Source organism: Pseudomonas sp. B22129 (genome assembly GCF_044218875.1).
In the GTDB taxonomy this organism is placed as follows: Bacteria; Pseudomonadota; Gammaproteobacteria; order Pseudomonadales; family Pseudomonadaceae; genus Aquipseudomonas.
On the sequence record NZ_CP162592.1, the window covers coordinates 999,342 to 1,024,330 of the forward strand.

The following is a 24,989-nucleotide window of genomic DNA, read 5'->3' on the forward strand; positions in this document are numbered from 1 at the left end:
TGGCCGTTGTTGTTGAGTAAAGCTCCATTTAAGCGCGACGTTGTGTCGCAGACGACAGACGAACCTGCGCAGATTAGCACCTGCCGATGACAGAAAAACCAAACTGATATCACCTTTTTCGCGTTATCTGGTTTGTTTGACGCCAAAATCCTGTTTCGCACCCCGCAGATACAATGTAACGATCCGTGAACTGACGCACGCCGCCTGGCGTTATACTCTGCGGCTAAATTTTGAAATCGACATACAAGGACTCGCCCATGAAAGCGTTCGGCAAAATCCTGGGTCTGGTACTTCTCGGGCTGTTGCTGATCATTGTGGCCCTGGGCTTTGCCCTGACCCACCTCTTCGATCCCAACGATTACAAAGACGAGATTCGCCAGATTGCCCGCGACAAGGCCCACATCGAGCTGACGCTCAATGGCGACATCGGCTGGAGCCTGTTCCCGTGGCTGGGCCTGGAGTTGCATGAAGCCAGCGTGGCGACCATGACCAACCCGACCCAACCGTTCGCCGACCTGCAGATGATCGGCCTGTCGGTGCGCGTGCTGCCGCTGCTGCGCCGCGAAGTGCAGATGAGCGACGTTCGCGTGGAAGGCCTGAACCTGCGCCTGATCCGCGACAAGCAAGGCCACGGCAATTGGGAAGACATCGGCAAGAACGTGACCGAAGCGACTGCCAATACGCCAGTGCCAGCTCCGACGCAAACCCCGGCTGAACCCGAACCGGAAAAACCGCCAAAACCGATCCGCCTGGACATCGACAGCCTGACCATCAACAACGCCCGCGTTGAATACAACGACGAGCAGACCGGCAAGCAGTTCAGCGCTGAAAGCATCCAGTTGAGCGCCGGCGCGGTGCAAGAAGGCGCCAGCGTCCCACTCAAGCTCACTGCATTCCTGGGCAGCAACCAGCCACTGATGCGCATCAAGACCGAGCTGAACGGTAATTTGCGTATCCAGCGGGCGTTGCAGCGCTACCAGTTCGAAGACATGAAGCTCAGCGGCGAAGCCACCGGCGAGCCGCTGCAAGGCAAAACCGTGACCTTCTCCACCCAGGGCCAATTGCTGGTGGACCTGGCGGCGAACATTGCCGAATGGACCAACATCAAGCTGTCCGCCAACCAACTGCGCGCCTTGGGCGAACTGAAGGTCAACGACCTGAGCAAAACCCCGCAACTGAACGGCGCGCTATCCATCGCCCAGTTTGATCTGGCCAAGTTCCTCGACAGCGTCGGCCACCCGTTGCCGCCGATGGCCGAGGGCAGCCTGAGCAAGATTGAACTGGTCAGCCGCCTCAAGGGCACGCCGACCAGCGCCGCCCTGGAAGACCTGAACCTGAAGCTCGATGGCAGCACCTTGACCGGGCGCATTGCCGTGGATGATTTCGCCAAGCAGTCCTTGCGCGTACAGCTCAAGGCCGACACGTTCAACGCCGACAATTACCTGCCGGCCAAGTCCGAGTCCGCCAAAGGCGCCGCCGCTGCCCGCCAGGCCGAAGTGCAAAACAGCGAGATGGGCGCCATGGCCGCCGGCGGTACCACACCGCTGCCGGACGCACCGACCAAAGGCGCGTGGAGCACCGACAAACTGTTGCCGCTGACCCGCCTGCGCACCCTCGATGTAGACGCTGACCTGGCGTTCGGCCAACTGACCCTGAGCAAGCTGCCGATCCAGAACGCGGCTCTCAAAGCCTCCGGCATCGACGGCCAGCTCAAGCTCGACACACTGAGCGGCGGCCTCTACAACGGCACCTTCCAGGCCAACGGCACACTGGATGTGCGCCAGGACATCCCGGTGCTGGCCCTGCAAACCCACATCAAGCAAGTGCCGGTTGAGCGCATCCTGCAAGCCCAGGGGCAAAACCCGCCGGTGAAAGGCCAGATCACACTCGACAGCAACCTCACCGGCCGTGGCAACAGCCAGAAAGCGCTGATCGACAGCCTCAACGGCACCGCGAGCTTCGTGATCAACAACGGCATGCTGCTCAACGCCAACCTGGAACAGCAACTGTGCACCGGCATCGCCCTGCTCAACCGTAAAACCCTGAGCACCACGCCACAAGGCAAGGACACGCCGTTCCAGGAACTGCGCGGCAACCTGACCTTCCGTAATGGCGTGGCGAGCAACCCCGACCTGAAAGTGCGTATCCCGGGGCTGACGGTCAACGGCAACGGTGACGTCGACCTGCGCGTGCTGGGCATGGATTACCGTGTGGGCATCATCGTCGAAGGTGACCAGCGCGAAACGCCGGACCCGGCCTGCCAGGTCGGCACCAACTTCCAGGGCATCGAAGTACCGCTGCGCTGCCGTGGCCCGCTGGAACTGGGCGCCAAGGCCTGCCGCCTGGACAAGGACGGCTTGACCCAGGTCGCCGTCAAAGCCGCCGGCAACAAGCTCAGCGAGAAGCTGGAAGAGAAACTCGACAAGGTCAACCCACAGCTCAAAGACGCTTTGAAAGGCCTGTTCAAACGATGAGAAACGAGCAGTTTTCGACGGCGGTGCTCGACTGGTACGACCGCCACGGCCGCCATGACCTGCCCTGGCAACAGGGCATCACGCCTTACCGGGTGTGGGTTTCGGAGATCATGTTGCAACAGACACAGGTCAGCACAGTGCTGAATTACTTCGACCGGTTCATGGCGTCCCTGCCAACGGTCGAAGCGCTGGCCGCCGCACCCGAAGATGAAGTGCTGCACCTGTGGACCGGCCTGGGTTACTACACCCGCGCACGCAACCTGCAGAAGACCGCCAAAATTGTTGTCGCCGACTATGGCGGCGAGTTTCCCAAGGATGTCGAGAAGCTCACCGAGCTGCCCGGCATCGGCCTGTCCACCGCCGGCGCAATCGCCAGCCTGAGCATGGGCCTGCGCGCACCGATCCTCGACGGCAACGTCAAACGCGTGCTCGCGCGCTTTACTGCGCAAGAAGGCTACCCGGGCGAGCCGAAGGTGGCCAAGCAACTGTGGGCCACCGCAGAGCGCTTCACGCCGCACGACCGCGTCAACGCCTACACCCAGGCGATGATGGACATGGGCGCCACCCTCTGCACGCGCAGCAAGCCCAGCTGCCTGCTGTGCCCGCTGGAAAAAGGCTGCGAAGCCCACATGCTTGGCCTGGAGACGCGTTACCCGATCCCCAAGCCGCGCAAGACCATCCCGCAAAAGCGCACGCTGATGCCGCTGCTGGCGAACGCCGAAGGCGCGATTCTGCTTTATCGCCGCCCTTCAACCGGTCTGTGGGGCGGCCTGTGGAGCTTGCCGGAGCTGGATGACCTGCAAGACCTCGAACACCTCGCCAACCAACATGCGCTCCATTTGGGAGAGCAGCAGGAATTGCCGGGGCTGGTCCACACCTTCAGCCACTTCCAGCTGGCCATCGAGCCGTGGCTGGTGCAGGTCGAGGAAACCGCCCATCACGTGGCCGAGGCCGACTGGCTCTGGTATAACCTCGCCACCCCGCCGCGCCTGGGCCTTGCCGCCCCGGTAAAGAAACTGCTGAAGCGCGCGGCCGACGTATTGAACGCAGGAGTTCCGTCATGACCCGCACCATCATGTGCCGCAAGTACAAAGAAGAATTGCCAGCCCTGGAGCGCCCTCCGTACCCGGGCGCCAAGGGCCAGGACATCTTCGATCACGTCTCCGCCAAAGCCTGGGGCGACTGGTTGAAACACCAGACCCTGCTGATCAACGAAAAACGCCTGAACATGATGAACGCCGAAGATCGCAAATACCTGGCGGGCGAGATGGACAAGTTCTTTTCCGGCGAAGATTACGCCAAGGCCGACGGCTACGTGCCGCCTGCTCAATAATTGATCAAAAACCGGGGTCGGCACGTAAGCGACGGTAATAATTAAATATTTTTTGAAAACTTGCTTGACGACCCCCTGAAAAACCCGTTTAATGCGCCCCGTTGCCCAGATAGCTCAGTCGGTAGAGCAGGGGATTGAAAATCCCCGTGTCGGCGGTTCGATTCCGTCTCTGGGCACCACTAATACCGAAAAACCCCAAGCGAAGATGATTCCTTGGGGTTTTTTATTGCCTGCGATTTAGTGGCCGCCAAGCGGCAGCCAACCTTGAGGGTTATTTATCGCGTGGCTCAATCGTTTAGCTGTTACTGAATTTTCTGTTTCAAGGTAGTTATTGAATGACCCGGTACTTGTTCTGCGCGCTGTTGCTGCTCACGGCGCTGCTCAGTGGCTGCGCCACAAAAATGGATGTCTCGATCGACGCAACACCGGATCCGGACTATCACTTTGATCGACAGGCCCCGGTACTGGTGACCACCTCGGTGGGCGGCAACGCGCAAAGCACACTGAATGCCCGTTACTACCTGCGGGACATGGTCAGCGCGATGAAGGACCAGGGCTTTCGCGAGGTGTACACCGACGCCACCCTGCCCAAGCAACACGCGCCAATCAAAATGACCGTCCTGCTTGATGTCGACAGCCGCCAGGTTACCTACCGGTACACCGCGACCGAATACGGCCAGGTACCCACCAGCACCACCACGCAGTGCAAGAAGAACAAGAAAAAAGACGACCAGTTGACCTGCACCAGCAAACCGAACACCACCTATGGCCCGGTGGGCACCTCGGAGCGAACCGGTTACACCACGCTCACCACCTTCACCGCCACTGCGCGAGATGAAGCGAGCAGGCGCGCGGTGTACCTGCTGCGGGTGATGTCTTACAACGAAGATTGCGACGCGACCAAGATCGAGGCCTTTCTGGTGGAACAGGGCCTGCAGAACCTGAATTTTCAGGACCGCGTGCATCGCAACTACACCGTCACGATGCCTGAGGGCTACCAGTGCAAATAAGCTGCACCGGCCTAGTTGAGTAAAAACACCATCAGCGGGTTGTCATTCAGCCGCCCTTCGAAGGCCGGCGCCTGCTGCTCCATGGACGTCCCCTTGAGCAGAGCCGCCTCTTTGCGCGGCACCAATACCCATGAAGGCCGCGGCAAGGTTTTCAACTTTTCCGGCTCATTGCCACCGACAAACAGCGGTTGCTCCTCATGATCCAGGTTCATCATGTAGCGCACCGCCCAGGTGTCGCGCCCCAGATCAACAAAGACCAAAGGACCAGGCTGCGAAGCGCGTAACGCCTCCACCTGGCTGACAAACTTGCGAGTATCGAATTGCAGGTCTTTTGCGGGATCAATCACCACCACCAGCAGCAGCCATTGCGCCGCCAGGGCGATCACACTGAGTGAAATCAGACGCAAGTCGCGGCGCCAGGCAACCAGCGCCGCCACTTGCAGCACCACCAATAGGCCGATCAGCAACGGCAGCGACACATCAGGCCAGTAGCCGTGCTTTTGCCACGCATGCCGACACACAAACAGCACCACCACGCACAAGGCCGGTAGCGCGACGACAAGCCCTTCATAGCAGCGGCGCACCCCCACTAGCCAGCTTTGCGCCTGAAGCAAGCCATAGGCGGCGACAGCCGCAAACATCGGCACCATCGGCAGGATGTAATAGGCACGTTTGAAATGCGGCACCGAAAGCCCGAGCAGAATCATCAACCCGCAGGCCGCGAGCCGAACCACCAATTGCACATCGTTATTGACCCAGCGCTCGCCCCAGCGATGGCGCAGCGCGATCAACGTTGCCAGCGCCAATGGCACCACCGGGAAATACCGGTACAGGCTCAATTTGAAGTAGAAGTAAAACGGCTCGCCCGACTCATCAAGGCGCCCGCCAACCTGCATCTTGAACACTTCGTCGGCAAAAGCATCGCCCCCGCTGAACCGCGCGAGCTTCATCAGCACCCACCAGCATGCCCCAAGCAATAACAACCCGACGAAACCGTGAATCAGCACCTGCTTGACCCGCACCCCGGGACGACCCAACGCCCAGTACACACAGACCACGCCACACACTTCGATCAGCCCCAGCGGCCCGCGAATCGCAAACGCCAGGATAAACAACGGAAACACTGCCAGCTGCCTTGCGCGCGACCCCAGACGCTCGCCGCTGTGCAGCAGGTAGAAGCTGCCCACGCACAACAGCGCGACCATCTGATCCAGGCACACCGAGCGCGATTTATCGAGCAACTGCGTGGTGAGCAGCGTCAGCAATACCGTCAACAACGCCCAAGGCCGGCCGGACGGCACGAGTAAGCGATAGATCAGTGCGATGACACCCGCCGACGCCAGCGCGGTCGGCAGCACGTTTGCCAAGTGGTTCGGCGCACCAAACAAACGGGCAAATACATAGCTGAAGAAGGTGGCAGTACCGGGATAGTCCGCGTAGGGCTGACCATAAGTGGTAGGAAAAAGGCTCGCGCCGTTGCGAAACATTTCCTGCATGAAGAGCGCCCAGCGCCCGTCAAACCCTTGGGGTTGCTGATCCCAGATCCCCACGGTGAACAGCAAAAGAGCGATCAGGAAAATGCCCAGGGATTCCAGGCGAAACCGGCTGCGATGATCCATCAGTATTCCTTCCAGGTAAGGTGCGCCGACGCCATGTTGCCGACTCACCCCCTGAATAGCGCCTGAACAGACCGAAAGATTTTCGGGTTTATCGACGAGCGCGCCACACCAGAGCCGGGATCAGCCGGATGTAGAGCAGCTCGCCCACCAGCTCCACCAGTGTTTGCAGAATCACCGTCGTCGCGGCCAGCCCGCGCACGTCCTCGGGCAACGCCAGCGCCAGGGGCAGCACCACCAGCGAGTTACGGGTAGACGCACTAAAGGTGACTGCCCGCGCCGTCTTCGCCGGTAACGCAAACAGCCGGGCCGCCAGCGCGCCCGTCAACGGGGCCAGCAGCAGGAAACCCACGTAAACCGGAACCACCGGCAACAGCAAACCGATATCCCGCACCACCGAAGTTAGCTGAGAGCCGATCACCACAAACAACACCAGTGCCATTGCCGGCACCGGCAGCCACGCCCAGGCCGTGTTCCAGGCATTGATAACGCTTGAGCGTCGGGCCAGAGATGCCGTCAGCACGGCCAGCACCATCGGCAGCACAATCAACAACACGAACGCTTCTACAAAAGGCCCGACCGCCACCACGACTTCAGAATGCGCCCCCAGCATGAACCCCAGGTACACCGGCAGCAGCACCAGTTGCAGCAGTAACAGAACTGGCGTCGCGGCCAGCATCAGCCGCGAGTCACCCTTGCCGATATGAGTGAACACCACCACGTAATCGATGCACGGCGTGAGCAACACCAACAGCGCTCCGACCAATAACGCCGGGCGATCCATCAACCCTCGGGTCAACGCCCAGACCAGCAAGGGCACCAGGATGAAATTGGCGAGCAGCAACGCGCAGATGAAGCGCTTGTTGCCAAGGCCCTCGTGCAGATCGAGAAAGGGAATTTGCAGGAACATGGCGTACATCAACACGGCAATGGCGGGCGTGACCCATGCGCCCAGACTTTGAGCCGACACGGGCGCGAGCACGCCAAACGCCGCCGCCAGGAGGACGGCGGCGAAGTAAATCGGGATTTGGTTGTGCTCGAGGGTGTCACGGGTCATGGGCTGGCTCTGGCTGATCAATGGATTGCAAGCCTAAGCACCCGGGAAGATAAGGTCGAGCGCCGCGACATTTCCTACGCCAAGACCACGATAAATTTGTTAGTTTCGGTTTCCAATAAAAGCGCGTGGCCCCAATACCCCCAAAGCGCGAGGATCGAGCCGCCCCATGAACCTGCCCACCCGCCCCGCCCCAGAAGCCTTTCACGAACCTGCTGCCGACGGTTATGCGATCGGCGGCTTCACCTGGCGCCACATCCGCACCGACCCGGCGCGCCCCGTGGTCATCATCAACGCCGCCACCTCCGTGCGTTGCCGCCACTACTCGCGCTTTGCAGACTATTTGTTCGCCCAGGGTTTCGACGTCATCACCTATGACTATCGCGGCATCGGCGAATCGCGCAGCGGCTCGCTGAAAGGCTTCAAGGCGTCCTGGTCGGACTGGGGCGTGCTGGATTTCGAGGCGATGCTGCAACGGGCGCAACGCGAATTTCCGGGGCAGCCGATTGATGTGGTTGCGCACAGCTTTGGCGGCTGTGCAGCCGGGCTGGCAGCCTCGGGCGCAGCAATCCGCAGGATCGTGACGGTCGGCGCCCAATTCGCCTACTGGCGCGATTACGCGGCGAGCACCCGTTGGCGGATGTTTGGCAAATGGCACGTGGTGATGCCCCTGCTGACAACACTGTGCGGTTACTTCCCCGGCAAACGTATGGGCTGGCTGGAGGACACCCCGGCTGGCGTGGTGCACGACTGGGCAACCCCCACACCTCGATACGAAACACGCCCCAGCGGGAAAGCTCTGGGCGAGCCGCCCTTTGGCCGCGTAAAGGCGCAGGTACTGGCCATCAGCATCACCGACGATCCCTTCGGCACGGTCGCGGCGATCGAGCGGTTGCTGGGTTATTTCAACGCCAGCGAGCGCACCCACCTGCGAATCGCCCCCGAGGACATCGGCGAAAAACACGTCGGGCATTTCGCGTTCTTTCGCAGTGAATATCAGGACAGGTTGTGGCCGATTGCGCTGGCGTGGCTGCAACAGGGCGCACTGGCACAAGACACACCAGGGCGCCAGGTGACGGGCCGCACCTAGATTCCCTTGGGATTTGCCCCAACCTGCGCTTCAATACTCCACCTGAATCCACACCCCAAGGACGTTGAGCCCATGGCCTCGCCGAACAAGCAGCAAAAACGTGCCCACCGGGCCAAGGCCAAGGCCAAGCAAAACCGTACCCAGCGCGCCGTCGCGACCAAGCCGGATGCGTTCGCCGGCGATGACAGCCGTATTGACCTGGAGTCGGTGGATTTAACCGAGTTGTTTGTCGAGATGCGCACCGCAGGCGAGACCAGCCAGCAGGCGTTGTGCGCGGCATTCCTGGCGCACCCGCTGTTGGCGCTGGTGCTGGAGCAGGAAGGCGAAGAGGAAGCCACCGACTTTATCTTCGCGGCACTGATCGAGTATCGCCAGTGGGCCACGGACAACGATGATGAAGCGGCCGCGTTGGCGTGGATTGAATCGCCGCAGTTTCAGGCGGACTACGTTGCGGCCTCCCAGGCTCTCGCCAACCCAGCAGACTGACGCAAAACAAAATGTGGGAGCGGGCTTGCTCGCGAATGCATTGGATCAGTCAGCACATCTGGTGACTGACACTGCGCTTTCGCGAGCAAGCCCGCTCCCACATTTGAACTGCGGCGCATTAAGCACTGCATTCCATCACTTCAATTGAGTACAGCAGCGCCCACCCTCTGCGCCTTGCGACGGCTCGCCACAACCAGCCCCGCCACCACCACCAGCAAGCTCAGAATCCCGGTCGCAATAATCTCGACCCGGTGCGCTTCCTGGAACAGCATGATGGTCAATGTACCGACGATGAATACCATCACCGCGTAAGTCAGGCCCGGAAACAGCCACATCTTGAACACGATTTTCTCGCCGGCTGCCGTGCGCTTCTGGCGCATGCGCAGTTGCGACACCGCGATCACCAGATACACCAGCAGCGCGATAGCGCCGGAACTTGCCAGCAGGAATTCGAACACCGCTGCAGGGGCCACATAGTTGGCGAATACCGCCAGGAACGCCGCGCCGGTAGACAGCAACACCGCCCAGTAAGGCGTGCCGCTCTTGTTGGTGCGTTTGGCCACGGCCGGTGCGTCACCGCGACGGCCCAGGGAGAACAACATGCGCGAGGCAGTGTACAACGCCGAGTTCAAGCAGCTGGTCACGGCAACCAACACCACCAGGTCAACGATCAGCTTGGCGTTAGGAATGCCCATGCGTTCCAGCACGGTCTGGTAGGAACCTACCGCCGCCAGGGTCGGATCGTTCCATGGCACCAGCGACACCACGATGAAGATCGACAGCAGGTAGAACAAACCAATCCGCCAGATCACCGAGTTGGTGGCCTTGGTGATTTGCTGGCCAGGGTTCTTCGATTCGGCAGCCGCGATGGTGACGATCTCGGTGCCCATGAAAGAGAACATGGTGGTCAGGATCGCCGCCAATACCGCGCCCATGCCGTTTGGCATAAAGCCCTGGGTATCGAACAGGTGCGACACACCACTGACCTGGCTGGTCGGCAGGAAGCCGAAAATCGCCGCCAGGCCGAGGATCACAAAGCCCACAATCGCCACGACTTTGATCAGCGCAAACCAGAACTCGAACTCACCGTAGTTCTTCACGCTGAACAGGTTGGTCGCGGTCAGCAGCAACGTGATGATCAGGGTAAACGCCCAGATAGCCACGTCGGGGAACCAGGCGTGGAGGATGGTCGCAGCGGCGTTGGCTTCCAATGGAATCACCAGCACCCAGAACCACCAGTACAGCCAACCGATGGTGAAGCCGGCCCAGTGCCCGATCGCGCGGTCGGCGTAGGTGGAGAACGAACCGGTGTCAGGCGAGGCCACGGCCATTTCGGCCAGCATGCGCATCACCAACACCACCAAGGTGCCTGCTGCGGCATACGCCAGCAGTACGGCGGGCCCGGCGGCAGCAATCGCGTGGCCGGAGCCGACAAACAAACCGGCACCAATAACGCCGGCAATCGACAGCATGGTGACGTGACGCGGTTTGAGCCCCTGTTCGAGGTCATTGGAGCTTTGCGTACTACTCATTGACACACCTTTGCGAGGAATTGCGAAAACAGTCCGCCCGGCCTGCGATCTTTCTCGTGAAAAGAAACCAACGGGGCGTTCTTTATTTTTTACGCAAGATTTGCGCCAAAATGTTTCACAGCCTTGTTTGACGCGGCCTGCAGCGCATTCCAAATATGCACGCAAGTCATTGAGAATAATGGCATTCCGCTATAGCGTTACCGGGCGACTCACTTTCAAGACGTATAAACGCACCAAAAACACACACAAAAAGTGCGTGACGCTCCATTAAAGGGCTGATAAGCGCCGTTTGCCCGGTTAACCCTTCCAACACCCGGCCAAAGCTGGCACCATCGCGCCCTTTTTTACGCGAAGCCTGTGGATTTATCGGGTTCAAACGTCTGTTGGTTGTTGATAGCGCGACACGCTGCTGCGCTGATGCGACACCCTGCCGCAGACCACCCGTTTACCGCCCGCCGGGCTGTTGGCTGTCATCCAAACGCTATGCTAGCTTGGCGCCTCGCCAGGAAGGCAGCCCAACAGCAGGCACGCAATGAACACAATGAGGACCGCACATGGCCGAGGCCGCGCCCGCGCTTGAAATCCGCAACTTGCATAAACGCTACGGTGAGCTGGAGGTACTTAAAGGTATCTCGCTGACCGCCCGCGACGGCGACGTGATCTCGATCCTGGGTTCCTCCGGTTCCGGCAAGTCCACCTTTTTGCGCTGCATCAACCTGCTGGAAAACCCGCACCAGGGCCAGATTCTGGTGGCCGGCGAAGAGCTCAAGCTCAAGGCCGCAAAAAACGGCGAGCTGATGGCCGCCGACGGCAAACAGATCAACCGCCTGCGCAGTGAAATCGGTTTTGTGTTTCAAAACTTTAACCTGTGGCCGCACATGAGCATCCTCGACAACATCATCGAGGCGCCCCGCCGTGTGCTCGGCCAGAGCAAAGCCGAGGCCATCGAAGTGGCCGAAGCCTTGCTGGCCAAGGTCGGCATCAGCGACAAGCGTCACGCTTACCCGGCGCAACTGTCGGGCGGCCAGCAACAACGTGCGGCCATCGCGCGCACCCTGGCGATGCAGCCCAAGGTCATCCTGTTCGACGAGCCAACCTCGGCCCTTGACCCGGAAATGGTTCAGGAAGTACTTAATGTGATCCGCGCACTGGCCGAAGAAGGCCGCACCATGCTGCTGGTCACCCATGAAATGGGCTTCGCCCGTCAGGTGTCCAGTGAAGTGGTGTTCCTGCACCAGGGCCTGGTCGAAGAGCAAGGATCGCCACAGCAGGTGTTTGAAAACCCGCTTTCGGCGCGCTGCAAACAATTCATGTCCAGCAACCGCTAACGGAGCAACATGCATGCAGAACTATAAAAAATTCCTTCTGGCTGCGGCCGTCTCGATGGCGTTCAGCGCCACGGCCATGGCAGAAACCTTGAAAATGGGGATCGAAGCGGCCTACCCGCCCTTCAACAACAAAGACGCCAGCGGCAACGTGGTAGGTTTTGACAAAGACATCGGCGATGCCCTGTGCGCCAAGATGAAAGTCGAGAAGTGCGAAGTGTATGTGTCCGACTGGGACGGCATCATCCCGGCCCTGAACGCCAAGAAGTTCGACTTCCTGGTGTCCTCGCTCTCGATCACCGATGAGCGCAAGCAGGCTGTCGACTTCACCGACCCGTACTACTCCAACAAGCTGCAATTCATCGCACCTAAAGCCACAGCGGACTTCAAAACCGACGCCGGTTACCTGAAGGGCAAGATCATCGGCGCCCAACGCGCGACGCTGGCCGGTACTTACCTGGAAGACAAGCTGCCGGACACCACCGCCAAGCTGTACGACACCCAGGAAAACGCCTACCTCGACCTGACGTCCGGCCGCCTGGATGGCATCCTCGCCGACAAATACGTGCAGTACGAATGGCTCAAGAGCAAAGACGGTTCGGCCTATGAGTTCAAAGGCGACCCGGTGGTAGAAAGCGACAAGATCGGTATCGCCGTACGCAAGGGCGACCCGCTGCGCGAGCGCCTGAACAAAGCCCTGGCAGAGATCAAGGCAGACGGCACCTACAAGAAGATCAACGACAAGTACTTCCCGTTCAGCATCGAATGATGCTGAGCGACTTGCCCGGCGCGCTCCGTCGAGCGCGCCGGCTTTTAGCAATGCCTGCCGCGATATGAAAACACCATGAATTTCGATCTCTACGGATTCGGCCCGGCGCTTGCCGCCGGCGCGCTGATGACCGTCAAACTGGCGCTCACGGCCCTGTGCCTGGGGCTGGTGCTCGGCCTTGCCGGCGCCCTGGCCAAGACGTCCCCGTACAAGCCGCTGCAATGGCTTGGCGGCGCTTACTCGACCATCGTTCGCGGTATTCCCGAACTGCTGTGGGTGCTGCTGATTTATTTCGGCACGGTCAATTTGATGCGCGCCCTGGGGGAGTTTTTTGGTAACCCCGACCTTTCCCTGAGTGCCTTTGCCGCCGGGGTGATCGCCCTGGGCCTGTGCTTTGGCGCCTATGCCACGGAAGTGTTTCGTGGTGCGATTCTCGCCATTCCCAAGGGCCACCGCGAAGCCGGTGTGGCGTTGGGCCTGTCGAAGTTGCGGATTTTTACCCGGTTGATCATGCCGCAGATGTGGCGTATCGCCCTGCCGGGCCTGGGTAATCTGTTCATGATTCTGATGAAGGACACCGCGCTGGTGTCGGTGATCGGCCTGGAAGAAATCATGCGCCACGCGCAGATCGGCGTGACCGTGACTAAACAGCCATTCACCTTCTTTATGGTCGCAGCCTTCATGTACCTGGGCCTCACCGTACTGGCAATGATCAGCATGCACTTCCTGGAAAAACGCGCCGCCCGCGGCTTTGCAAGGAGCACCCAATGAGCGGTGACTACAGTTGGCTGTCGCATTTTGACCTGGGCCTGAATTGGGCCGTGATCATCAAGTGGCTGCCCAAACTGGCCCAAGGCGCGACCCTGACGCTTGAGCTGGTGGCCATCGCCGTGATCGCCGGTTTGCTGCTGGCGATTCCGCTGGGTATCGCCCGCTCCTCGCGCCGCTGGTACGTGAGCGCCCTGCCCTACGCCTACATCTTCTTCTTCCGTGGTACGCCGCTGCTGGTGCAGTTGTTTCTGGTGTATTACGGCCTGGCGCAGTTCGACGCCGTGCGCGAGAGCTTCATGTGGCCCTACCTGCGCGACCCGTTCTGGTGCGCCACGGCCACCATGACCCTGCACACTGCGGCCTATATCGCCGAGATTCTGCGCGGCGCGATCCAGGCCATTCCGCCGGGTGAAATCGAAGCGGCGCGTGCCTTGGGCATGTCCAGGCCCAAAACGCTGTTCTACATCATCCTGCCGCGCGCCTCGCGCATCGGCCTGCCGGCCTATAGCAACGAAGTGATCCTGATGCTCAAGGCCAGCGCCCTGGCCAGTACTGTGACCTTGCTGGAACTGACCGGCATGGCGCGCACGATCATTGCGCGCACTTATTTGCCGGTAGAGATCTTCTTCGCCGCCGGGCTGTTCTACCTGTTGATGGCCTACATCCTGGTGCGCGGCTTCAAGTTGCTGGAACGCTGGCTGCGCGTCGATGCCTGCCAGGGACGTTGAAGCGCGCTTTAACGCGCTGGATGCATTCCTGATCGAGCATCAAGGGCTGTGGAAACCACGGCCCTTTACGCATCTGCACTTGCCCTGGGAAACAGCGCACCCGCAGTTGGCGCAGTGGCTGCGCCAGCGTTCGTTGGCCGAGGCGGAAGCCAGCCATAACCAGCCCCACGCGTTACAGGCGCCAGCGCCTTTTCCACAGCTCGCCGAACAAGCGCAGCGCTTGAGTGCTGTGGATAAGTTACCGTTGCAACCCTTGAAGCCTGCGCTCCATCGCCTGAACGTGGAGGTGCCCGGTCGCAAATGGCAGCAGATCGAAGCCTTCGGCGCCGCGCTGCAATTTGCGCAAACACCCACACATTGGTTGGACTGGTGCGCCGGCAAAGGCCACCTCGGCCGCCGCCTGCTGCAACCCGGCCAGCAACTGACGTGCCTGGAATACGATCCGGCCTTGATCGCCGCAGGCCAGGCGCTGAGCGATCACCATGGCTTGTCCGCCCGCCATCAACTGCAAGACGTGATGGCCGATGTGGCGATCAACCCCGAACACACACCCGTTGCCCTGCATGCCTGCGGAGACCTGCACGTACGCCTGCTGCAACTCGCCACTGCGGCCGGTTGCAAAAGCCTGGCGCTGGCGCCGTGCTGCTATAACCGCATCAACGCTGAGAACTACCTGGCACTGTCGGCTGCTGGCCGCGCATCGCAGTTGCAGTTATCGATTGAAGACTTGGGCCTGCCCCTGAGCGAAACCGTCACCGCCGGCAATCGTGTACGCCAGCAGCGCGACACTTCCATGGCCCGCCGCCTGGGCTTTGACCGCCTGCAACGGCAACTGCGCGGCTGCGACGACTACCTGCCCACGCCGTCCCTGCCCGCGAGCTGGCTGGACAAACCCTTCGCCGACTACTGCCAGGCGCTGGCAAGCCTCAAGGGTTTATCCACAGGGGAAGAAAATTGGGCCGAGCTGGAGGCACACGGCTGGCGCCGTTTGGCCGAAGTGCGAAACCTGGAATTGGTACGGGGCTTATTCCGACGCCCACTGGAAATGTGGCTGGTGCTGGACCGGGCACTTTTCCTCTCGGAACAGGGCTACAAGGTTGAGATAGGCACCTTCTGTGAATCCACGCTCACCCCGCGCAACTTGATGGTGCTGGCGGAGCGCGATTAAGGCGCAAAATTTCCTACACGCGCCCTGTGGATAACTCTGTTGATGGAATCTTTACAGAAGCTGTAGCCATCTGCGTTACGGGCCAAAAGGCATGCTGGTCATTTTTTGTTCATAAAATAAAACGCACACAAAACAGGCAGTTGCAGCGTGTTGAGAACGGCTCCACAAAATGGCTGTTTCGTGACAGCTCCAACCAACCGATTGTGCATAAGCATCTGGCGATAAGCGCATAAAGCACACTTTAGGCGCGCCTTTTCGGCGCCTTCAGCAGTTGGCAAATCTCGTTGAAATCATCACTGGCCAGCCGTTTCGCCACGTTGTCCAACGGGTCGGAGGCAAACGCCAGCGCCTCGTTGATTTTCATGTCGCGATGAACCTCCAGCGGCGCTTTGCCAAGCCGCTGCTTGAAGGCCTCAAGCATATCCAGGCTGAAGGCATTGCTCTCGTCCACCTGGTTGACCACCACATGCACAGCCGGTGGCCGCTCACCCTCAAGGTGTGGCGCAAGCAATACATCAAGATGGTCCAGGGTGCCCAGACACGCGGCATCGGCTTGCACAATCACCAGCACCACGTCCGCGACGTTGAGCGCTTGATGAAAGTAAACGTTATTACCGGCTGGGGTATCGATGATCACCGTCTGCCGCTCGCTCAAGCCCAGGGAAGCGAGGCGCTGTGCGAGCCAGGAAGGTTCGTGTTTAAGCCAGCGTTCGAGGTTTTCCTGCTGCTCGATGTCGATATCGCCAAAGGTAATCACCTGGCAACCGGCGAAACCAAGCTGCTGCAATTGCGCCCACTGCCCATGTTCCAGGCTGGTACGGCCGAGCCCGGGCAGTGATGCACTGACGCCGAAATGATGGTGCAACGCATTTTGCGGGTCCAGGTCCAGCGCCACCACCGATTCGCCATGGCGCTGCAAACCGCTGCTCAAGGCCGTGGCCAATGTACTTCGACCGACGCCGCCATTGATCGACACTAACGCCACCACTTTCGGGCGCAGCGCAGCGGTTTCAGGCGGTCGGGGGTGGCTGCCTTCGTCGGCAGGCACGCTGCCGAAGAAGTGCATGCGCGCATCAATGCCGTGGGCATCGTGGGTCACGTTTTTGCCGAACAATGCCAGCAGTTCTTCACTAAGGCTCATGGCCTGCTCCTCACGACGCAGCTTAAAGACGTGAAGGGTCGGCAAGCAGGTACTCACCGCAGGTCTTTTTATAGGCGTCCCAGTTGAAGCATTCTGTGACAGACACGGCAAAGTGTCATTATTTTGATGTTTTAACTGGTTGTTTTTTAGACAAGTGGTAAATGGTCAAATTAATGACCAAGCCATTCCTTAATGCAAACGCACCGTGAGGGCGCGGCATAACGCATTCACATCCTGGCAGCCGATGCTGTTGAGCAGCGGGTCAAGCGGATCGTTTCCGTAGGCCTGCGCCTCACGGAACGCCGGGTCCCGGTGGACCGCGCCCAACACCGCGTCGCCAAGGTGCAGCTTGAACACAGTGGCCATGTCCTGGCTGAACGCGTGAGCGCCGTCGACCTGGTTGATCACATAAAAGCGCTCCGGGGACGCCTCACCCTCAAGGTAAGGCGCGAGCACTTCATCCATCTTGGCCAAACGGCGAAATGAAGCCGCGTCAGGCTTGACCACCACCAGCACCACATCGGCCATCGACATCGCCTGATTAAGGTAAACCGTGTTGCCCGCCGGCACGTCGATCACCACTGTGTCCTGGCCGTTCAGGCCCAAACCGCCCAAGCGCTTGCCGAGAAAATCGAGGTCCTGGCCCAGCCAGCGCGTCAGGCTTTGTTGCTGCACCAGGTCAGTATCACCGAACGCCACCAGACGACACCCGGCAAACCCACGCTCGGGCAATGCCTGCCAGGTTTGATTGAGCAGGCTGGTCGCACCGATGCCGGGCAGCTCAGCGCCGGGGCACAAGTGGTGGCGCAGTGAATTTTGCGGGTCCAGGTCCAACGCCAGCGCCGGGTGGCCTTGGCGTTGCAAACCACTGGCAATCGCCGCCGCCAATGTACTGCGCCCTACACCGCCGGTGGCAGACACCACCACCACGACTTTCGGCGCCAGCGGGTCCGAATACACCTCGCCACGCGGGCCTTCGACCAACTCTGACGGGCGCAAGTGATTCGCAGCGCCTTGGTTCAACTGATCCAGCAGATGCTGTAAAGGCGCCGGGGCCGATTCCGGGGTTGCATCGGGCTGGCTAAAAGAGTGCATACCCAGCGCGGTATATAGTTTTGAAATGTGATCTGTACGCCCCACTGACTGCCTCCTCCTCTCGCAAACCGCTGGTTAAGTAAGGCGCGCATTGTGTGATATCACACTGATGGTGTCAGTATTTTGCTGTTTGTAACGAAATGCTTTCAGATGAGTGGCATGGCGCCATTTTTATGGCTCAGCACGGCATTTTAAATTTCTGTTTCTAAATCAATGAACTACTGAATTTATGTACGATTTTTGATCGGTACTCCCCCATTTACGCCAACCCTGATTCGTCTTCGTATCAGCACGTACATAAATCCCCAGCCAATACACAACGAGACAAAACCCGCGACTGCAGACACAGCCCGGATACCTCCCAGGCATTCAATGGCCTCACCCCAACCATTGACCCAAGAGGCCACCACCATGAACCCGAACAACTGGAAAACCCTCATCGCCGCCAGCCTGTTTGCCGCCAGCTTCACCGCCCACGCAGGCGTCAGCCACAAGCCCGACATCCAGCGCGTACTCGCCACCACCGAAGACACCCGCTCCGGCTGCGGCGTGGTCAACGCCCACCTGACTTACCTCGACTCCAAAGGCCAGACCCAAGTGCTGGACTACATGAAATTCACCGATAATTGTGGGGATGGAAACTGAGCCGCTGAGTTGTCCGATAAAGCGCCCTCGGAGCGGCGAAAAAGCTGCGATCGCAAAAAAACCTCTGCATCTGCAAAAATAGTCAGAATTCAGGGGTTTACAGATGCTTGCCAATCGCTATAATCGTCGCCCTAACACGCCGGTATAGCTCAGTTGGTAGAGCAACTGACTTGTAATCAGTAGGTCCCGGGTTCGACTCCTGGTGCCGGCACCATATAAAACAAGGCCTCGCAGCGATGCGGGGCCTTGTTGTTTCTGCCAAACGTACAAATAGACGTACATTGTTTTCCATTGCGCCTGAGTTATCCACAGAATCGAGCGGTGCCGTTTATCTGAAAAGCCAGCCCTCCCCCGGCGTCCAGCCAACCGAATACAATCTCCTAAAACTGTAGTGAAAAATTCAAAGGCCGCTGGTAATCTTCCGGCCACGTTCGCCAGACATTTAGGGATGGAGGCGAAAATAGAAGCTCTGGAGCCGCGAACCTCCGGGGCTTTGCTTTTCCAGGAGGATATCCGCGTAATTGGCTGTCATAACAACATTTGGTACCGTCCGCTCACGCTCATCGGTATTGAGGGATGGTGGTGGCAATAGAGGTGCTGGAGGTATGGCGAATTCGGGGCATCGTCACTCTACTATTGAGTAGATGACGATCGACACAGCTAAAACCCAGGCTGAGGTCAGCAAAACCCCCATGCATGGGTGGTAATAATCCATCGTCACTTCCTTATACCTAAATCCTCCTTTCAAATCAGCTTAGCGTAAAACCGCGCGCGCATACGCCAGTCAATCCCGCAGCGCGATCACGGCACCATCCCCATCGTCAGTAATGGCGAGAATTCGTTGAGCATGGCTGGGTCAAATCGGTTTCCAACATGCTAGATTTTTTTTCAACCTGCTGCAGGTGTGATTTGACTAGCCCTCGTATAACTTGTGAAACAGTTCTGTCCTCAAAAATCGCAGCTTTTACCAATCTCTGTTTGGTCTGAGCATCAATTAGAATTGTGATCCTTTCAATATCTTTTTGCATGTTAACCTGTATATCTGCAAGCCTTAAAACCATACCGCTACACCCAACTTGCAAGGCCCTCTTGCCCAGTCGGAGACCCAATGATGGCGCTTGTGACTAAATTTGATGCACGCTCACATAAGCGCCCTGCTATTTTGGCTCGATCATAAGCCGCTGCCAACTCTCCCGCTCTCCAACCTACCCGCTGAGCAGGTCGGAGAGCACCATGGTGGCGCAGGAGGCTGACGCGCGTCCTTTTTCGCCGCGCCTGAATTATCCACAGAATCGAACCATGCTGCCTATCTGAAATACCGCATCCCCTGGCGCACTGCCGACCGAACACAATCCCTTTTTTCTGGCTTTACTTCCGCACCGACTCACACGTTTAATCAAGGCGGGACGCTGACGGGCAGCAAGACAGCATGCACGCTTAGTTATCCGCCAGCGATCCCACTCATTTAGTTTCAATCATTTGAGCTGGTTGACAGATCGGGCAAATCGCTCCAAACCCTGGTTGACAGAACCCCGAATTCGCCATAACGGGATTTTCCGTGGCGAAATCCAGATAACGGGATTCGGTCCGAATGGTGCGCCTGCTCCGCTTTTCCTACGTGGATTGAGGTGCATGCTAATTTTCACGACCACGAATGTATGTCAATTCGCAATCGCCCTGACGTACGCCTGGCACGTTCGCAGCGCGATCAGTCCTTGATGCCTATCGCCGGTGATGGCAAGGATTTGTTGAACCCTCTGCATTCTTGAGTTCAACTGTTGTTTCTGTCCATACTCCCCCGTCAACTGTCAACCGAAAACCCATCATGGCCCTCACCAAACCCAACCAGCAGCTGCGCCGCGACCTGGCGCAAATAGGCTTAACGCTAAAAGCAGGAACTCTCCAGGAGGCTGACAATGGGTCATTCTGCTGAGTATCAAACCGAGCTGTACATCAAGCAGCTTGAGCGGATGGCCCAAAACCTTTTTGATCAGAGCAAGAAATTCCGTGAGGGCGGCCTGGAAGAGCTGTCGGGCTCAACACTCGAACAAGCTTCTCAGCTCACGCGCGCAATTGGCCATTTGAGAAAGATCATGGAGGAATAGACATGACCCTGACCAAGCCCAACCAAGACCTTAAACGCGACCTGCAAGGTATCGCCTCCGATCTCAAGTGGTCAGCCGTGGAGCTGATGAGGATTGCCGAGCGCCTGAGCCTGGCAGGCAATGAGGCGGACGCCCAGGCGGTGCTGAGGATGTGCACTGTGTTTCATGCGGACGAGGATCGGCTGGCTGGGTATGCGGATGAGGTGAAGACGGGAAGGATTGTGCGGGGGAAGGCTCAGTGATGTATAAAATTGCCTTTCTGTGACTTCTCGTCGCTTTATAGCATCTAATCTTTACCTAATAGGTAAAGAAGGGTAGCCTTTAGGAGTGAAGCTTGAAACTGGACTTCAAAGACAAAAAGCTTCGCGATCTATGTGAGCAAAGCCGTGTTGCGGAGAAAAAGCTAGGAGCTGATTCGGCCCGTAAATTGAGATCTAGGCTTTCTGATATTGAAGCCGCGACCACAGTTCTCGATCTCGTTGCTGGCGCCCCTCACCCCCTTAAGGGCGACAGGAAAAATCAGTTCTCAGTCAGTTTGGCCGGCGGATGCAGGATTGTATTCGAGCCCGATCACGACCCACTCCCGCTGCGCGATGATCAGTCTTTGGACTGGTCTCAAGTATTTGATGTGAAAGTTATTTTTATCGGAGATTACCATGAATGATTTGGCCGTTTCGTTTGCGCCAGATTGGGTGTCCCCGCCTGGCGACACCATCCTCGACCTCATCGAGGAGAAGGAATGGACTCAGGATGAGCTCGCTACAAGGCTCGGGGTGTCGGCAAAGCTTGTAAACCAGTTAATCAAAGGCAAGGCAGCCTTAAGTCAGGATACAGCCCTCAAGCTGGAGCGCGTACTAGGCAGTACTGCTGCATTTTGGATTTCACGAGAGGCTCTCTATAGGGAGCAGCTATCTCGTGCAGAGTCCAAGGCGAAGCTTGGTCAGTGGACGTCTTGGCTTGACTGCCTCCCTTTAAAGGAGCTGATGTCTTCAGGGGCTATTGAAAAATGCCGAATTGTTGAAAAAAACAAGCCCGGACTAGTAGAGCAATGTCTGAAGTTTTTCGGCGTTGCATCTCCTGACGAGTGGACGGATCACTATTCTGGAATGCAGGTAGCGTTCCGGCGTAGCCGAGAGGACCAAAGCGATATTGCAGCTATTTCCTCCTGGCTTCGAATGGGTGAGATTGAGGCTGAACAGTTCTCTGGACCGAAATACGATCGAGATAAATTTGAAAAAGCCTTGATTGAAATTCGCTCACTAACCACAAAGAGCCCCAAAGACTTTGAGCCTCGAATGAGGTCGCTTTTCACTGATGCTGGTGTAGCGTTCGTACTCGTACCTGCCATTCCGAGATCCCATGTAAGCGGCGTTGCCAGGTGGCTTAACCCTCATAGGCCGCTAATCCAGATGTCCCTTTATGGAAAAACTAACGATAAGTTTTGGTTCACCCTGTTCCATGAGTCAGCGCATATTTTGCTTCATGCTAACGAAAAGAAGTCTGTTTACCTCGACGATCCAAGCAAGCGGAACAACGAAGATCCGAAGGAGATAGAGGCAAACGATTGGGCAGGAAACTTTATGATTCCAAAGCAGTATTCGCACGCTTTGGCTGGGCTGAAGACCAGAGATGCGGTACAGACCTTTGCACGCCAGCTCGGAGTTCATCCGGGAATTGTCGTGGGTCGACTTCAGCACGATGGGTTGATAGAAGTGTCCTGGATGAACGACTTGAAGCAAAGCTTCAGGTTCGCCGAAACCAATTAAATCAAAAGCCCGGCCCAGCGCCGGGCTTCTTGTTTCTGATGGTTCTCAGTTCACTCGCCGCTCATCTTCTTGACCTGGATTGACTCACATCATCAACGTAGCGGCATAATGCCATGGGAATTCGCTACGGAGGTTCGGGTTATGAAAAATGTAATCTGGTACACAGCCCTTGCAATACCACCGATGATAGCGATTGCTGCATTTTCCCTTGAGAGCCGCTACACATATGGCATTCAGGATCGTGGACTTGCCAGGCATCGGAAAAAGTTAAGAACCATAGGGAAGGTTGCTGTCGCGGTTAGCGTATTGGCGATTGCAGTTACGGTTATCTATCTGATTAAGAATCCTCAATAGGGCCCCAAGCAGGGCTTCTTGTTTCTGCCCTTCCCTACCCAACTGCTCTATTCGAGATGTCAATATGCTCGCAGATCTTCCCAAGATGCTTCAAAGCCCAGAGGCGAAGGCCAAACGCATGTTGCAGCTCGGCGAACCCCATATTCACTCTTTGACCACTTTTGTTGACCAGCTTCGCGAGAGTGCCGGACCAGGTGTGGGGATCCCCTACTTTGACCCTTGGGATGGCGGCGTTGACGCTGAAGCGTTGTTCCTGCTGGAGGCGCCAGGGGCAAAAGCGGTTGCTTCGGGCTTTATTTCACGGAACAATCCTGACGAAACTGCGAAGAATATGTTCGAGCTTGGGGTCGAGGCTGGCATTGATCGCAAACACACAGTGCTTTGGAATGTCGTACCTTGGTACATCGGGACTGGCACGAAAATACGAGCAGCCACCCCTCTAGATCTCGAGGCAGGGCTTCAACCGCTGCCTCGATTGCTGGCACTGCTACCAAAGCTACGGACTGTCGTTTTACTGGGGAGAAAGGCAGAGAAGGCCGCAGCAACCATTGCCTCAGTCCGGCCCGATCTGAAGCTGTTCATTTGCGCCCACCCGAGCCCGCTATACGTAAATAACGCAACTGGTAACCGCGAAAAAATTCTTAAAATTCTTCGTCAGGTCAGTGCACATTTACAGCAACGTTAACTCGCAGAGCCCGGCTAAGCTTCGGGCTTCTCATTTTGAACCTGGCCTCAGCCCGTCATAACTCCGCTCACACGTCAAACCAGCTATTCGGGAGTGGTCATAAGCCGCTGCCAGCTCTCCCGCTCTTTTGTCAGCCCGCTGGAGCAAGTCGGAGAGCACCATGGCGGCGCGGGTGGCTGACGCGCCTCGCTGGGCAGATCCGGGATCGCTGCAGGAAGCGGCGGCAAACTTACTGGCTTCGACGTACAGGCGGTCACCAGCAGTAGCAGCAATGCTGCCATCAACATCTGCAGCTTTGTTTTGTTCTCGCGCATCACTTCCCGCCTTATTTACGGCCGACTGGCGGCGTTGATCTTCTTCACGAGCCTCGCTCACAGCCCTGGCAATCGCAAGAGCCTGGGCAATGTCACGATCTGCAATCTGTTTCCCATAGCGCCAGGCGTCCACTTTCAATGTGGAAAAACAAGCAATGGCCATCGCCAGAAGCAGAACGAGCAGCTTTTGCGCCGGCGTCATGCCAGCACCTGCAGCGCTTTGTCATACAGCCCCTGGCGGTCAGCCTGGCCATTGAGCCCGCCATTGATGCGCCGTGTGATCTTCGTGAAGTCCTTCTGATCCGCCAAAGTGTTCAGGCCACGGGTGGACCAGAACCAGGCAGCCGACATCGTGGCGTACTGCGGCTGCTCCAGCAGCTCAGGCTTATTGATCAGATCAACGCCCAAGGCTTCACCACAGGATTTGTAATTCGCCCGGCCGGTAATCTGGATCAAGCCCCGGCCACGGTATTTGGAGCCGTCACCCGACAGCGTGTTGCCCAGGTCGGCGCGGCCCTCGTAGCCGAGCTGTTGCGACGTCGGCCCCCAGATCTCGCGCACCCATCGCAACTGGCCCGACTCATGTCCGACTTGGGCGATGAAAGCGGCAGCCCGCAACGCGCCAACAATGGCATAGCGGTTCATCGCCGTGTTTAACGCAGAAACGAAAACGCCGGCTTGTCGGCCGGCGTTCGGGAGGATCTGCAGCAACTGCTGCTCGGTGATCAGCATACTTTTCTCCAGGCGAAAAAAAGCCCGGCGCAATGGCCGGGCTCTGTTTTTGTCTTATTTACTGCTCAACCGCTTTGTACAGTCTGAACAGTCTCGCTGCGTACATTGCGTGCCCAAGATCGTTTGGGTGCCATTTAACACCCGCAGAGGTGCCCCACCCGCTCGCCTCCGGGATAGCCGCGAAGTCCATCACCGACATGTACTGGAGCGATTCCTCCAGGGCAACGATGTACATTTCATGATCTACAGCTGCGGTCTCGTCGGTGTACTTGCCGTTTGCGTCGAGCGGTGCCATTGACCACGGGCCCAAGGCGATTACCTTTGGCTTGCTGGACATGGCCCGAGCCTGCCGGACAAGCGTTGCGTACTGACGGTGAAATAGGACCGGGTCCTTGGTGGCGTTGTCATGCTCGCCCAGTTGCAGAACCACCAAATTGGGCTTGGTATCTGCCACCATCGGTAGGCCGGCAACACGGTCGGCAACCGAGCCGCTGCCACCATAGGTGTGGTAGCACTTGACCACATACTGGTTTCTGTCCTTGGCGATCATCGCTGTGAGCAGGTTGGAATAATCTGTCTTGGAGCTGGAGGCGCCCATGCCCGATGTGTGAGACCAGCCAAGCTCGCGGATCGTGTCCTTGTTGAAGGCGTGCCGCGTGATGCTGTCTCCGACGAACAAAACCCGGTAGGCCTTATCAGAAGAGGCCGGACATTTAACGTGCTGGTCGAGCTGAGATTGTTCCGCCATGACAGCGCTTGAGAAAAAAAACGCTGCCAGTAAAAGCTTGCCGTGCAT

The 24,989-nt window shown here is 58.1% G+C and carries 26 protein-coding genes and 2 tRNA genes; 20 read left to right on the plus strand and 8 right to left on the minus strand.

The window, feature by feature from the left end; genetic code table 11:
* Positions 1 to 257 precede the first annotated feature (257 nt).
* The 5 genes from AB4P94_RS04495 (at position 258) to AB4P94_RS04515 (ending at position 4,817) form a co-directional block, all read left to right on the plus strand.
* Complete coding sequence (locus AB4P94_RS04495; RefSeq protein WP_395609568.1) at positions 258 to 2,474, plus strand: AsmA family protein; 2,217 nt, start codon at positions 258 to 260, stop codon at positions 2,472 to 2,474.
* Positions 2,471 to 3,538, plus strand: a complete 1,068-nt coding sequence (mutY, locus tag AB4P94_RS04500) for an A/G-specific adenine glycosylase (RefSeq protein WP_395609569.1) — start codon at positions 2,471 to 2,473, stop codon at positions 3,536 to 3,538. The genes AB4P94_RS04495 and mutY overlap by 4 nt, the downstream gene beginning before the upstream one ends.
* Positions 3,535 to 3,807, plus strand: a complete 273-nt coding sequence (locus AB4P94_RS04505) for an oxidative damage protection protein (RefSeq protein WP_016972243.1) — start codon at positions 3,535 to 3,537, stop codon at positions 3,805 to 3,807. Before mutY ends, AB4P94_RS04505 begins: the two co-directional genes overlap by 4 nt.
* Positions 3,808 to 3,910: 103 nt before the next feature.
* Positions 3,911 to 3,986 (plus strand) — tRNA-Phe (locus AB4P94_RS04510).
* Positions 3,987 to 4,142: 156 nt separating this feature from the next.
* Positions 4,143 to 4,817, plus strand: coding sequence for a hypothetical protein (locus AB4P94_RS04515; protein ID WP_395609570.1), 675 nt, complete (start codon positions 4,143 to 4,145; stop codon positions 4,815 to 4,817).
* A gap of 11 nt (positions 4,818 to 4,828) precedes the next feature.
* Here the strand turns inward: AB4P94_RS04515 and AB4P94_RS04520 are convergent, their stop codons facing one another.
* Positions 4,829 to 6,436 carry an ArnT family glycosyltransferase gene (locus tag AB4P94_RS04520; protein ID WP_395609571.1) on the minus strand — a complete coding sequence of 536 codons (1,608 nt, stop codon included), beginning with the start codon at positions 6,434 to 6,436 and terminating at the stop codon, positions 4,829 to 4,831.
* 88 nt (positions 6,437 to 6,524) lie between these two features.
* The gene (locus tag AB4P94_RS04525; RefSeq protein WP_395609572.1) at positions 6,525 to 7,490 is read right to left on the minus strand and encodes an arsenic resistance protein; all 966 of its coding nucleotides are present in this window, start codon (positions 7,488 to 7,490) and stop codon (positions 6,525 to 6,527) included.
* Between the two features lie 166 nt (positions 7,491 to 7,656).
* On the opposite strand from AB4P94_RS04525, the gene AB4P94_RS04530 reads away from it, so the two are divergent.
* Together AB4P94_RS04530 and AB4P94_RS04535 are read left to right on the plus strand one after the other, a co-directional pair.
* Positions 7,657 to 8,577, plus strand: coding sequence for an alpha/beta fold hydrolase (locus AB4P94_RS04530; RefSeq protein ID WP_395609573.1), 921 nt, complete (start codon positions 7,657 to 7,659; stop codon positions 8,575 to 8,577).
* Between the two features lie 72 nt (positions 8,578 to 8,649).
* A complete protein-coding gene (locus tag AB4P94_RS04535) occupies positions 8,650 to 9,063 on the plus strand; it encodes a hypothetical protein (RefSeq protein WP_395609574.1) in 414 nt (137 codons plus the stop codon).
* Between the two features lie 140 nt (positions 9,064 to 9,203).
* Here the strand turns inward: AB4P94_RS04535 and gabP are convergent, their stop codons facing one another.
* A complete protein-coding gene (gene gabP / locus AB4P94_RS04540) occupies positions 9,204 to 10,595 on the minus strand; it encodes a GABA permease (protein WP_395609575.1) in 1,392 nt (463 codons plus the stop codon).
* A 554-nt stretch (positions 10,596 to 11,149) separates the two neighbouring features.
* Between gabP and AB4P94_RS04545 the strand changes: the two genes are divergently transcribed.
* The 5 genes from AB4P94_RS04545 to AB4P94_RS04565 all read left to right on the plus strand — a co-directional run bounded on the left by AB4P94_RS04545 (position 11,150) and on the right by AB4P94_RS04565 (position 15,356).
* Positions 11,150 to 11,923: an ABC transporter ATP-binding protein gene (locus AB4P94_RS04545; RefSeq protein WP_017138656.1), complete on the plus strand. Its 774-nt coding sequence runs from the start codon at positions 11,150 to 11,152 to the stop codon at positions 11,921 to 11,923.
* Between the two features lie 13 nt (positions 11,924 to 11,936).
* Positions 11,937 to 12,689, plus strand: coding sequence for an ABC transporter substrate-binding protein (locus AB4P94_RS04550; protein WP_017138657.1), 753 nt, complete (start codon positions 11,937 to 11,939; stop codon positions 12,687 to 12,689).
* Between the two features lie 75 nt (positions 12,690 to 12,764).
* Positions 12,765 to 13,460 (plus strand): ABC transporter permease, encoded by a 696-nt coding sequence (locus tag AB4P94_RS04555; RefSeq protein ID WP_043047309.1) that lies wholly within the window; start codon positions 12,765 to 12,767, stop codon positions 13,458 to 13,460.
* Positions 13,461 to 13,498: 38 nt separating this feature from the next.
* Positions 13,499 to 14,188: an ABC transporter permease gene (locus AB4P94_RS04560; RefSeq protein WP_053253900.1), complete on the plus strand. Its 690-nt coding sequence runs from the start codon at positions 13,499 to 13,501 to the stop codon at positions 14,186 to 14,188.
* The gene (locus AB4P94_RS04565) at positions 14,169 to 15,356 is read left to right on the plus strand and encodes a methyltransferase (protein WP_395609576.1); all 1,188 of its coding nucleotides are present in this window, start codon (positions 14,169 to 14,171) and stop codon (positions 15,354 to 15,356) included. The genes AB4P94_RS04560 and AB4P94_RS04565 overlap by 20 nt, the downstream gene beginning before the upstream one ends.
* A 241-nt stretch (positions 15,357 to 15,597) precedes the next feature.
* Here the strand turns inward: AB4P94_RS04565 and bcsQ (AB4P94_RS04570) are convergent, their stop codons facing one another.
* Together bcsQ (AB4P94_RS04570) and bcsQ (AB4P94_RS04575) are read right to left on the minus strand one after the other, a co-directional pair.
* Positions 15,598 to 16,497: a cellulose biosynthesis protein BcsQ gene (gene bcsQ, locus AB4P94_RS04570; RefSeq protein WP_395609577.1), complete on the minus strand. Its 900-nt coding sequence runs from the start codon at positions 16,495 to 16,497 to the stop codon at positions 15,598 to 15,600.
* Between the two features lie 189 nt (positions 16,498 to 16,686).
* On the minus strand, positions 16,687 to 17,592 hold the full coding sequence (bcsQ, locus tag AB4P94_RS04575; protein WP_395609578.1) for a cellulose biosynthesis protein BcsQ: 906 nt from the start codon (positions 17,590 to 17,592) through the stop codon (positions 16,687 to 16,689).
* A gap of 411 nt (positions 17,593 to 18,003) precedes the next feature.
* On the opposite strand from bcsQ (AB4P94_RS04575), the gene AB4P94_RS04580 reads away from it, so the two are divergent.
* The 8 genes from AB4P94_RS04580 to AB4P94_RS04615 all read left to right on the plus strand — a co-directional run bounded on the left by AB4P94_RS04580 (position 18,004) and on the right by AB4P94_RS04615 (position 23,147).
* On the plus strand, positions 18,004 to 18,237 hold the full coding sequence (locus AB4P94_RS04580) for a DUF2790 domain-containing protein (RefSeq protein ID WP_395611296.1): 234 nt from the start codon (positions 18,004 to 18,006) through the stop codon (positions 18,235 to 18,237).
* A 138-nt stretch (positions 18,238 to 18,375) separates the two neighbouring features.
* Positions 18,376 to 18,451 (plus strand) — tRNA-Thr (locus AB4P94_RS04585).
* A 1,702-nt stretch (positions 18,452 to 20,153) separates the two neighbouring features.
* Positions 20,154 to 20,342, plus strand: a complete 189-nt coding sequence (locus AB4P94_RS04590; protein WP_395609579.1) for a hypothetical protein — start codon at positions 20,154 to 20,156, stop codon at positions 20,340 to 20,342.
* Between the two features lie 2 nt (positions 20,343 to 20,344).
* The gene (locus tag AB4P94_RS04595) at positions 20,345 to 20,584 is read left to right on the plus strand and encodes a hypothetical protein (protein WP_395609580.1); all 240 of its coding nucleotides are present in this window, start codon (positions 20,345 to 20,347) and stop codon (positions 20,582 to 20,584) included.
* A 92-nt stretch (positions 20,585 to 20,676) separates the two neighbouring features.
* A complete protein-coding gene (locus AB4P94_RS04600; RefSeq protein WP_076952815.1) occupies positions 20,677 to 21,006 on the plus strand; it encodes a type II toxin-antitoxin system RelE/ParE family toxin in 330 nt (109 codons plus the stop codon).
* Positions 20,999 to 22,108: an ImmA/IrrE family metallo-endopeptidase gene (locus AB4P94_RS04605; RefSeq protein ID WP_395609581.1), complete on the plus strand. Its 1,110-nt coding sequence runs from the start codon at positions 20,999 to 21,001 to the stop codon at positions 22,106 to 22,108. Before AB4P94_RS04600 ends, AB4P94_RS04605 begins: the two co-directional genes overlap by 8 nt.
* Positions 22,109 to 22,249: 141 nt before the next feature.
* Positions 22,250 to 22,462 (plus strand): hypothetical protein, encoded by a 213-nt coding sequence (locus AB4P94_RS04610; protein WP_395609582.1) that lies wholly within the window; start codon positions 22,250 to 22,252, stop codon positions 22,460 to 22,462.
* 64 nt (positions 22,463 to 22,526) lie between these two features.
* Complete coding sequence (locus AB4P94_RS04615; protein WP_395609583.1) at positions 22,527 to 23,147, plus strand: uracil-DNA glycosylase; 621 nt, start codon at positions 22,527 to 22,529, stop codon at positions 23,145 to 23,147.
* A gap of 30 nt (positions 23,148 to 23,177) precedes the next feature.
* Here the strand turns inward: AB4P94_RS04615 and AB4P94_RS04620 are convergent, their stop codons facing one another.
* From AB4P94_RS04620 to AB4P94_RS04630, 3 genes are read right to left on the minus strand one after another with little or no spacing between them, the layout of a single operon-like run.
* A complete protein-coding gene (locus AB4P94_RS04620; RefSeq protein ID WP_395609584.1) occupies positions 23,178 to 23,663 on the minus strand; it encodes a DUF2514 domain-containing protein in 486 nt (161 codons plus the stop codon).
* A complete protein-coding gene (locus tag AB4P94_RS04625; RefSeq protein ID WP_395609585.1) occupies positions 23,660 to 24,193 on the minus strand; it encodes a glycoside hydrolase family 19 protein in 534 nt (177 codons plus the stop codon). Before AB4P94_RS04625 ends, AB4P94_RS04620 begins: the two co-directional genes overlap by 4 nt.
* 58 nt (positions 24,194 to 24,251) lie before the next feature.
* Positions 24,252 to 24,989 (minus strand): SGNH/GDSL hydrolase family protein, encoded by a 738-nt coding sequence (locus AB4P94_RS04630; RefSeq protein ID WP_395609586.1) that lies wholly within the window; start codon positions 24,987 to 24,989, stop codon positions 24,252 to 24,254.

What these genes read in the sequence shown, in the direction of transcription:
- AB4P94_RS04495 (WP_395609568.1), top strand. Translation starts at nt 258, where the DNA reads ATGAAAGCGTTCGGCAAAATCCTGGGTCTGGTACTTCTCGGGCTGTTG.
- mutY (WP_395609569.1), top strand. Translation starts at nt 2,471, where the DNA reads ATGAGAAACGAGCAGTTTTCGACGGCGGTGCTCGACTGGTACGACCGC.
- AB4P94_RS04505 (WP_016972243.1), top strand. Translation starts at nt 3,535, where the DNA reads ATGACCCGCACCATCATGTGCCGCAAGTACAAAGAAGAATTGCCAGCC.
- AB4P94_RS04515 (WP_395609570.1), top strand. Translation starts at nt 4,143, where the DNA reads ATGACCCGGTACTTGTTCTGCGCGCTGTTGCTGCTCACGGCGCTGCTC.
- AB4P94_RS04520 (WP_395609571.1), bottom strand. Translation starts at nt 6,436, where the DNA reads ATGGATCATCGCAGCCGGTTTCGCCTGGAATCCCTGGGCATTTTCCTG.
- AB4P94_RS04525 (WP_395609572.1), bottom strand. Translation starts at nt 7,490, where the DNA reads ATGACCCGTGACACCCTCGAGCACAACCAAATCCCGATTTACTTCGCC.
- AB4P94_RS04530 (WP_395609573.1), top strand. Translation starts at nt 7,657, where the DNA reads ATGAACCTGCCCACCCGCCCCGCCCCAGAAGCCTTTCACGAACCTGCT.
- AB4P94_RS04535 (WP_395609574.1), top strand. Translation starts at nt 8,650, where the DNA reads ATGGCCTCGCCGAACAAGCAGCAAAAACGTGCCCACCGGGCCAAGGCC.
- gabP (WP_395609575.1), bottom strand. Translation starts at nt 10,595, where the DNA reads ATGAGTAGTACGCAAAGCTCCAATGACCTCGAACAGGGGCTCAAACCG.
- AB4P94_RS04545 (WP_017138656.1), top strand. Translation starts at nt 11,150, where the DNA reads ATGGCCGAGGCCGCGCCCGCGCTTGAAATCCGCAACTTGCATAAACGC.
- AB4P94_RS04550 (WP_017138657.1), top strand. Translation starts at nt 11,937, where the DNA reads ATGCAGAACTATAAAAAATTCCTTCTGGCTGCGGCCGTCTCGATGGCG.
- AB4P94_RS04555 (WP_043047309.1), top strand. Translation starts at nt 12,765, where the DNA reads ATGAATTTCGATCTCTACGGATTCGGCCCGGCGCTTGCCGCCGGCGCG.
- AB4P94_RS04565 (WP_395609576.1), top strand. Translation starts at nt 14,169, where the DNA reads ATGCCTGCCAGGGACGTTGAAGCGCGCTTTAACGCGCTGGATGCATTC.
- bcsQ (WP_395609577.1), bottom strand. Translation starts at nt 16,497, where the DNA reads ATGAGCCTTAGTGAAGAACTGCTGGCATTGTTCGGCAAAAACGTGACC.
- bcsQ (WP_395609578.1), bottom strand. Translation starts at nt 17,592, where the DNA reads ATGCACTCTTTTAGCCAGCCCGATGCAACCCCGGAATCGGCCCCGGCG.
- AB4P94_RS04580 (WP_395611296.1), top strand. Translation starts at nt 18,004, where the DNA reads ATGAACCCGAACAACTGGAAAACCCTCATCGCCGCCAGCCTGTTTGCC.
- AB4P94_RS04590 (WP_395609579.1), top strand. Translation starts at nt 20,154, where the DNA reads ATGGGTCATTCTGCTGAGTATCAAACCGAGCTGTACATCAAGCAGCTT.
- AB4P94_RS04595 (WP_395609580.1), top strand. Translation starts at nt 20,345, where the DNA reads ATGACCCTGACCAAGCCCAACCAAGACCTTAAACGCGACCTGCAAGGT.
- AB4P94_RS04605 (WP_395609581.1), top strand. Translation starts at nt 20,999, where the DNA reads ATGAATGATTTGGCCGTTTCGTTTGCGCCAGATTGGGTGTCCCCGCCT.
- AB4P94_RS04610 (WP_395609582.1), top strand. Translation starts at nt 22,250, where the DNA reads ATGAAAAATGTAATCTGGTACACAGCCCTTGCAATACCACCGATGATA.
- AB4P94_RS04615 (WP_395609583.1), top strand. Translation starts at nt 22,527, where the DNA reads ATGCTCGCAGATCTTCCCAAGATGCTTCAAAGCCCAGAGGCGAAGGCC.
- AB4P94_RS04620 (WP_395609584.1), bottom strand. Translation starts at nt 23,663, where the DNA reads ATGACGCCGGCGCAAAAGCTGCTCGTTCTGCTTCTGGCGATGGCCATT.
- AB4P94_RS04625 (WP_395609585.1), bottom strand. Translation starts at nt 24,193, where the DNA reads ATGCTGATCACCGAGCAGCAGTTGCTGCAGATCCTCCCGAACGCCGGC.
- AB4P94_RS04630 (WP_395609586.1), bottom strand. Translation starts at nt 24,989, where the DNA reads ATGCACGGCAAGCTTTTACTGGCAGCGTTTTTTTTCTCAAGCGCTGTC.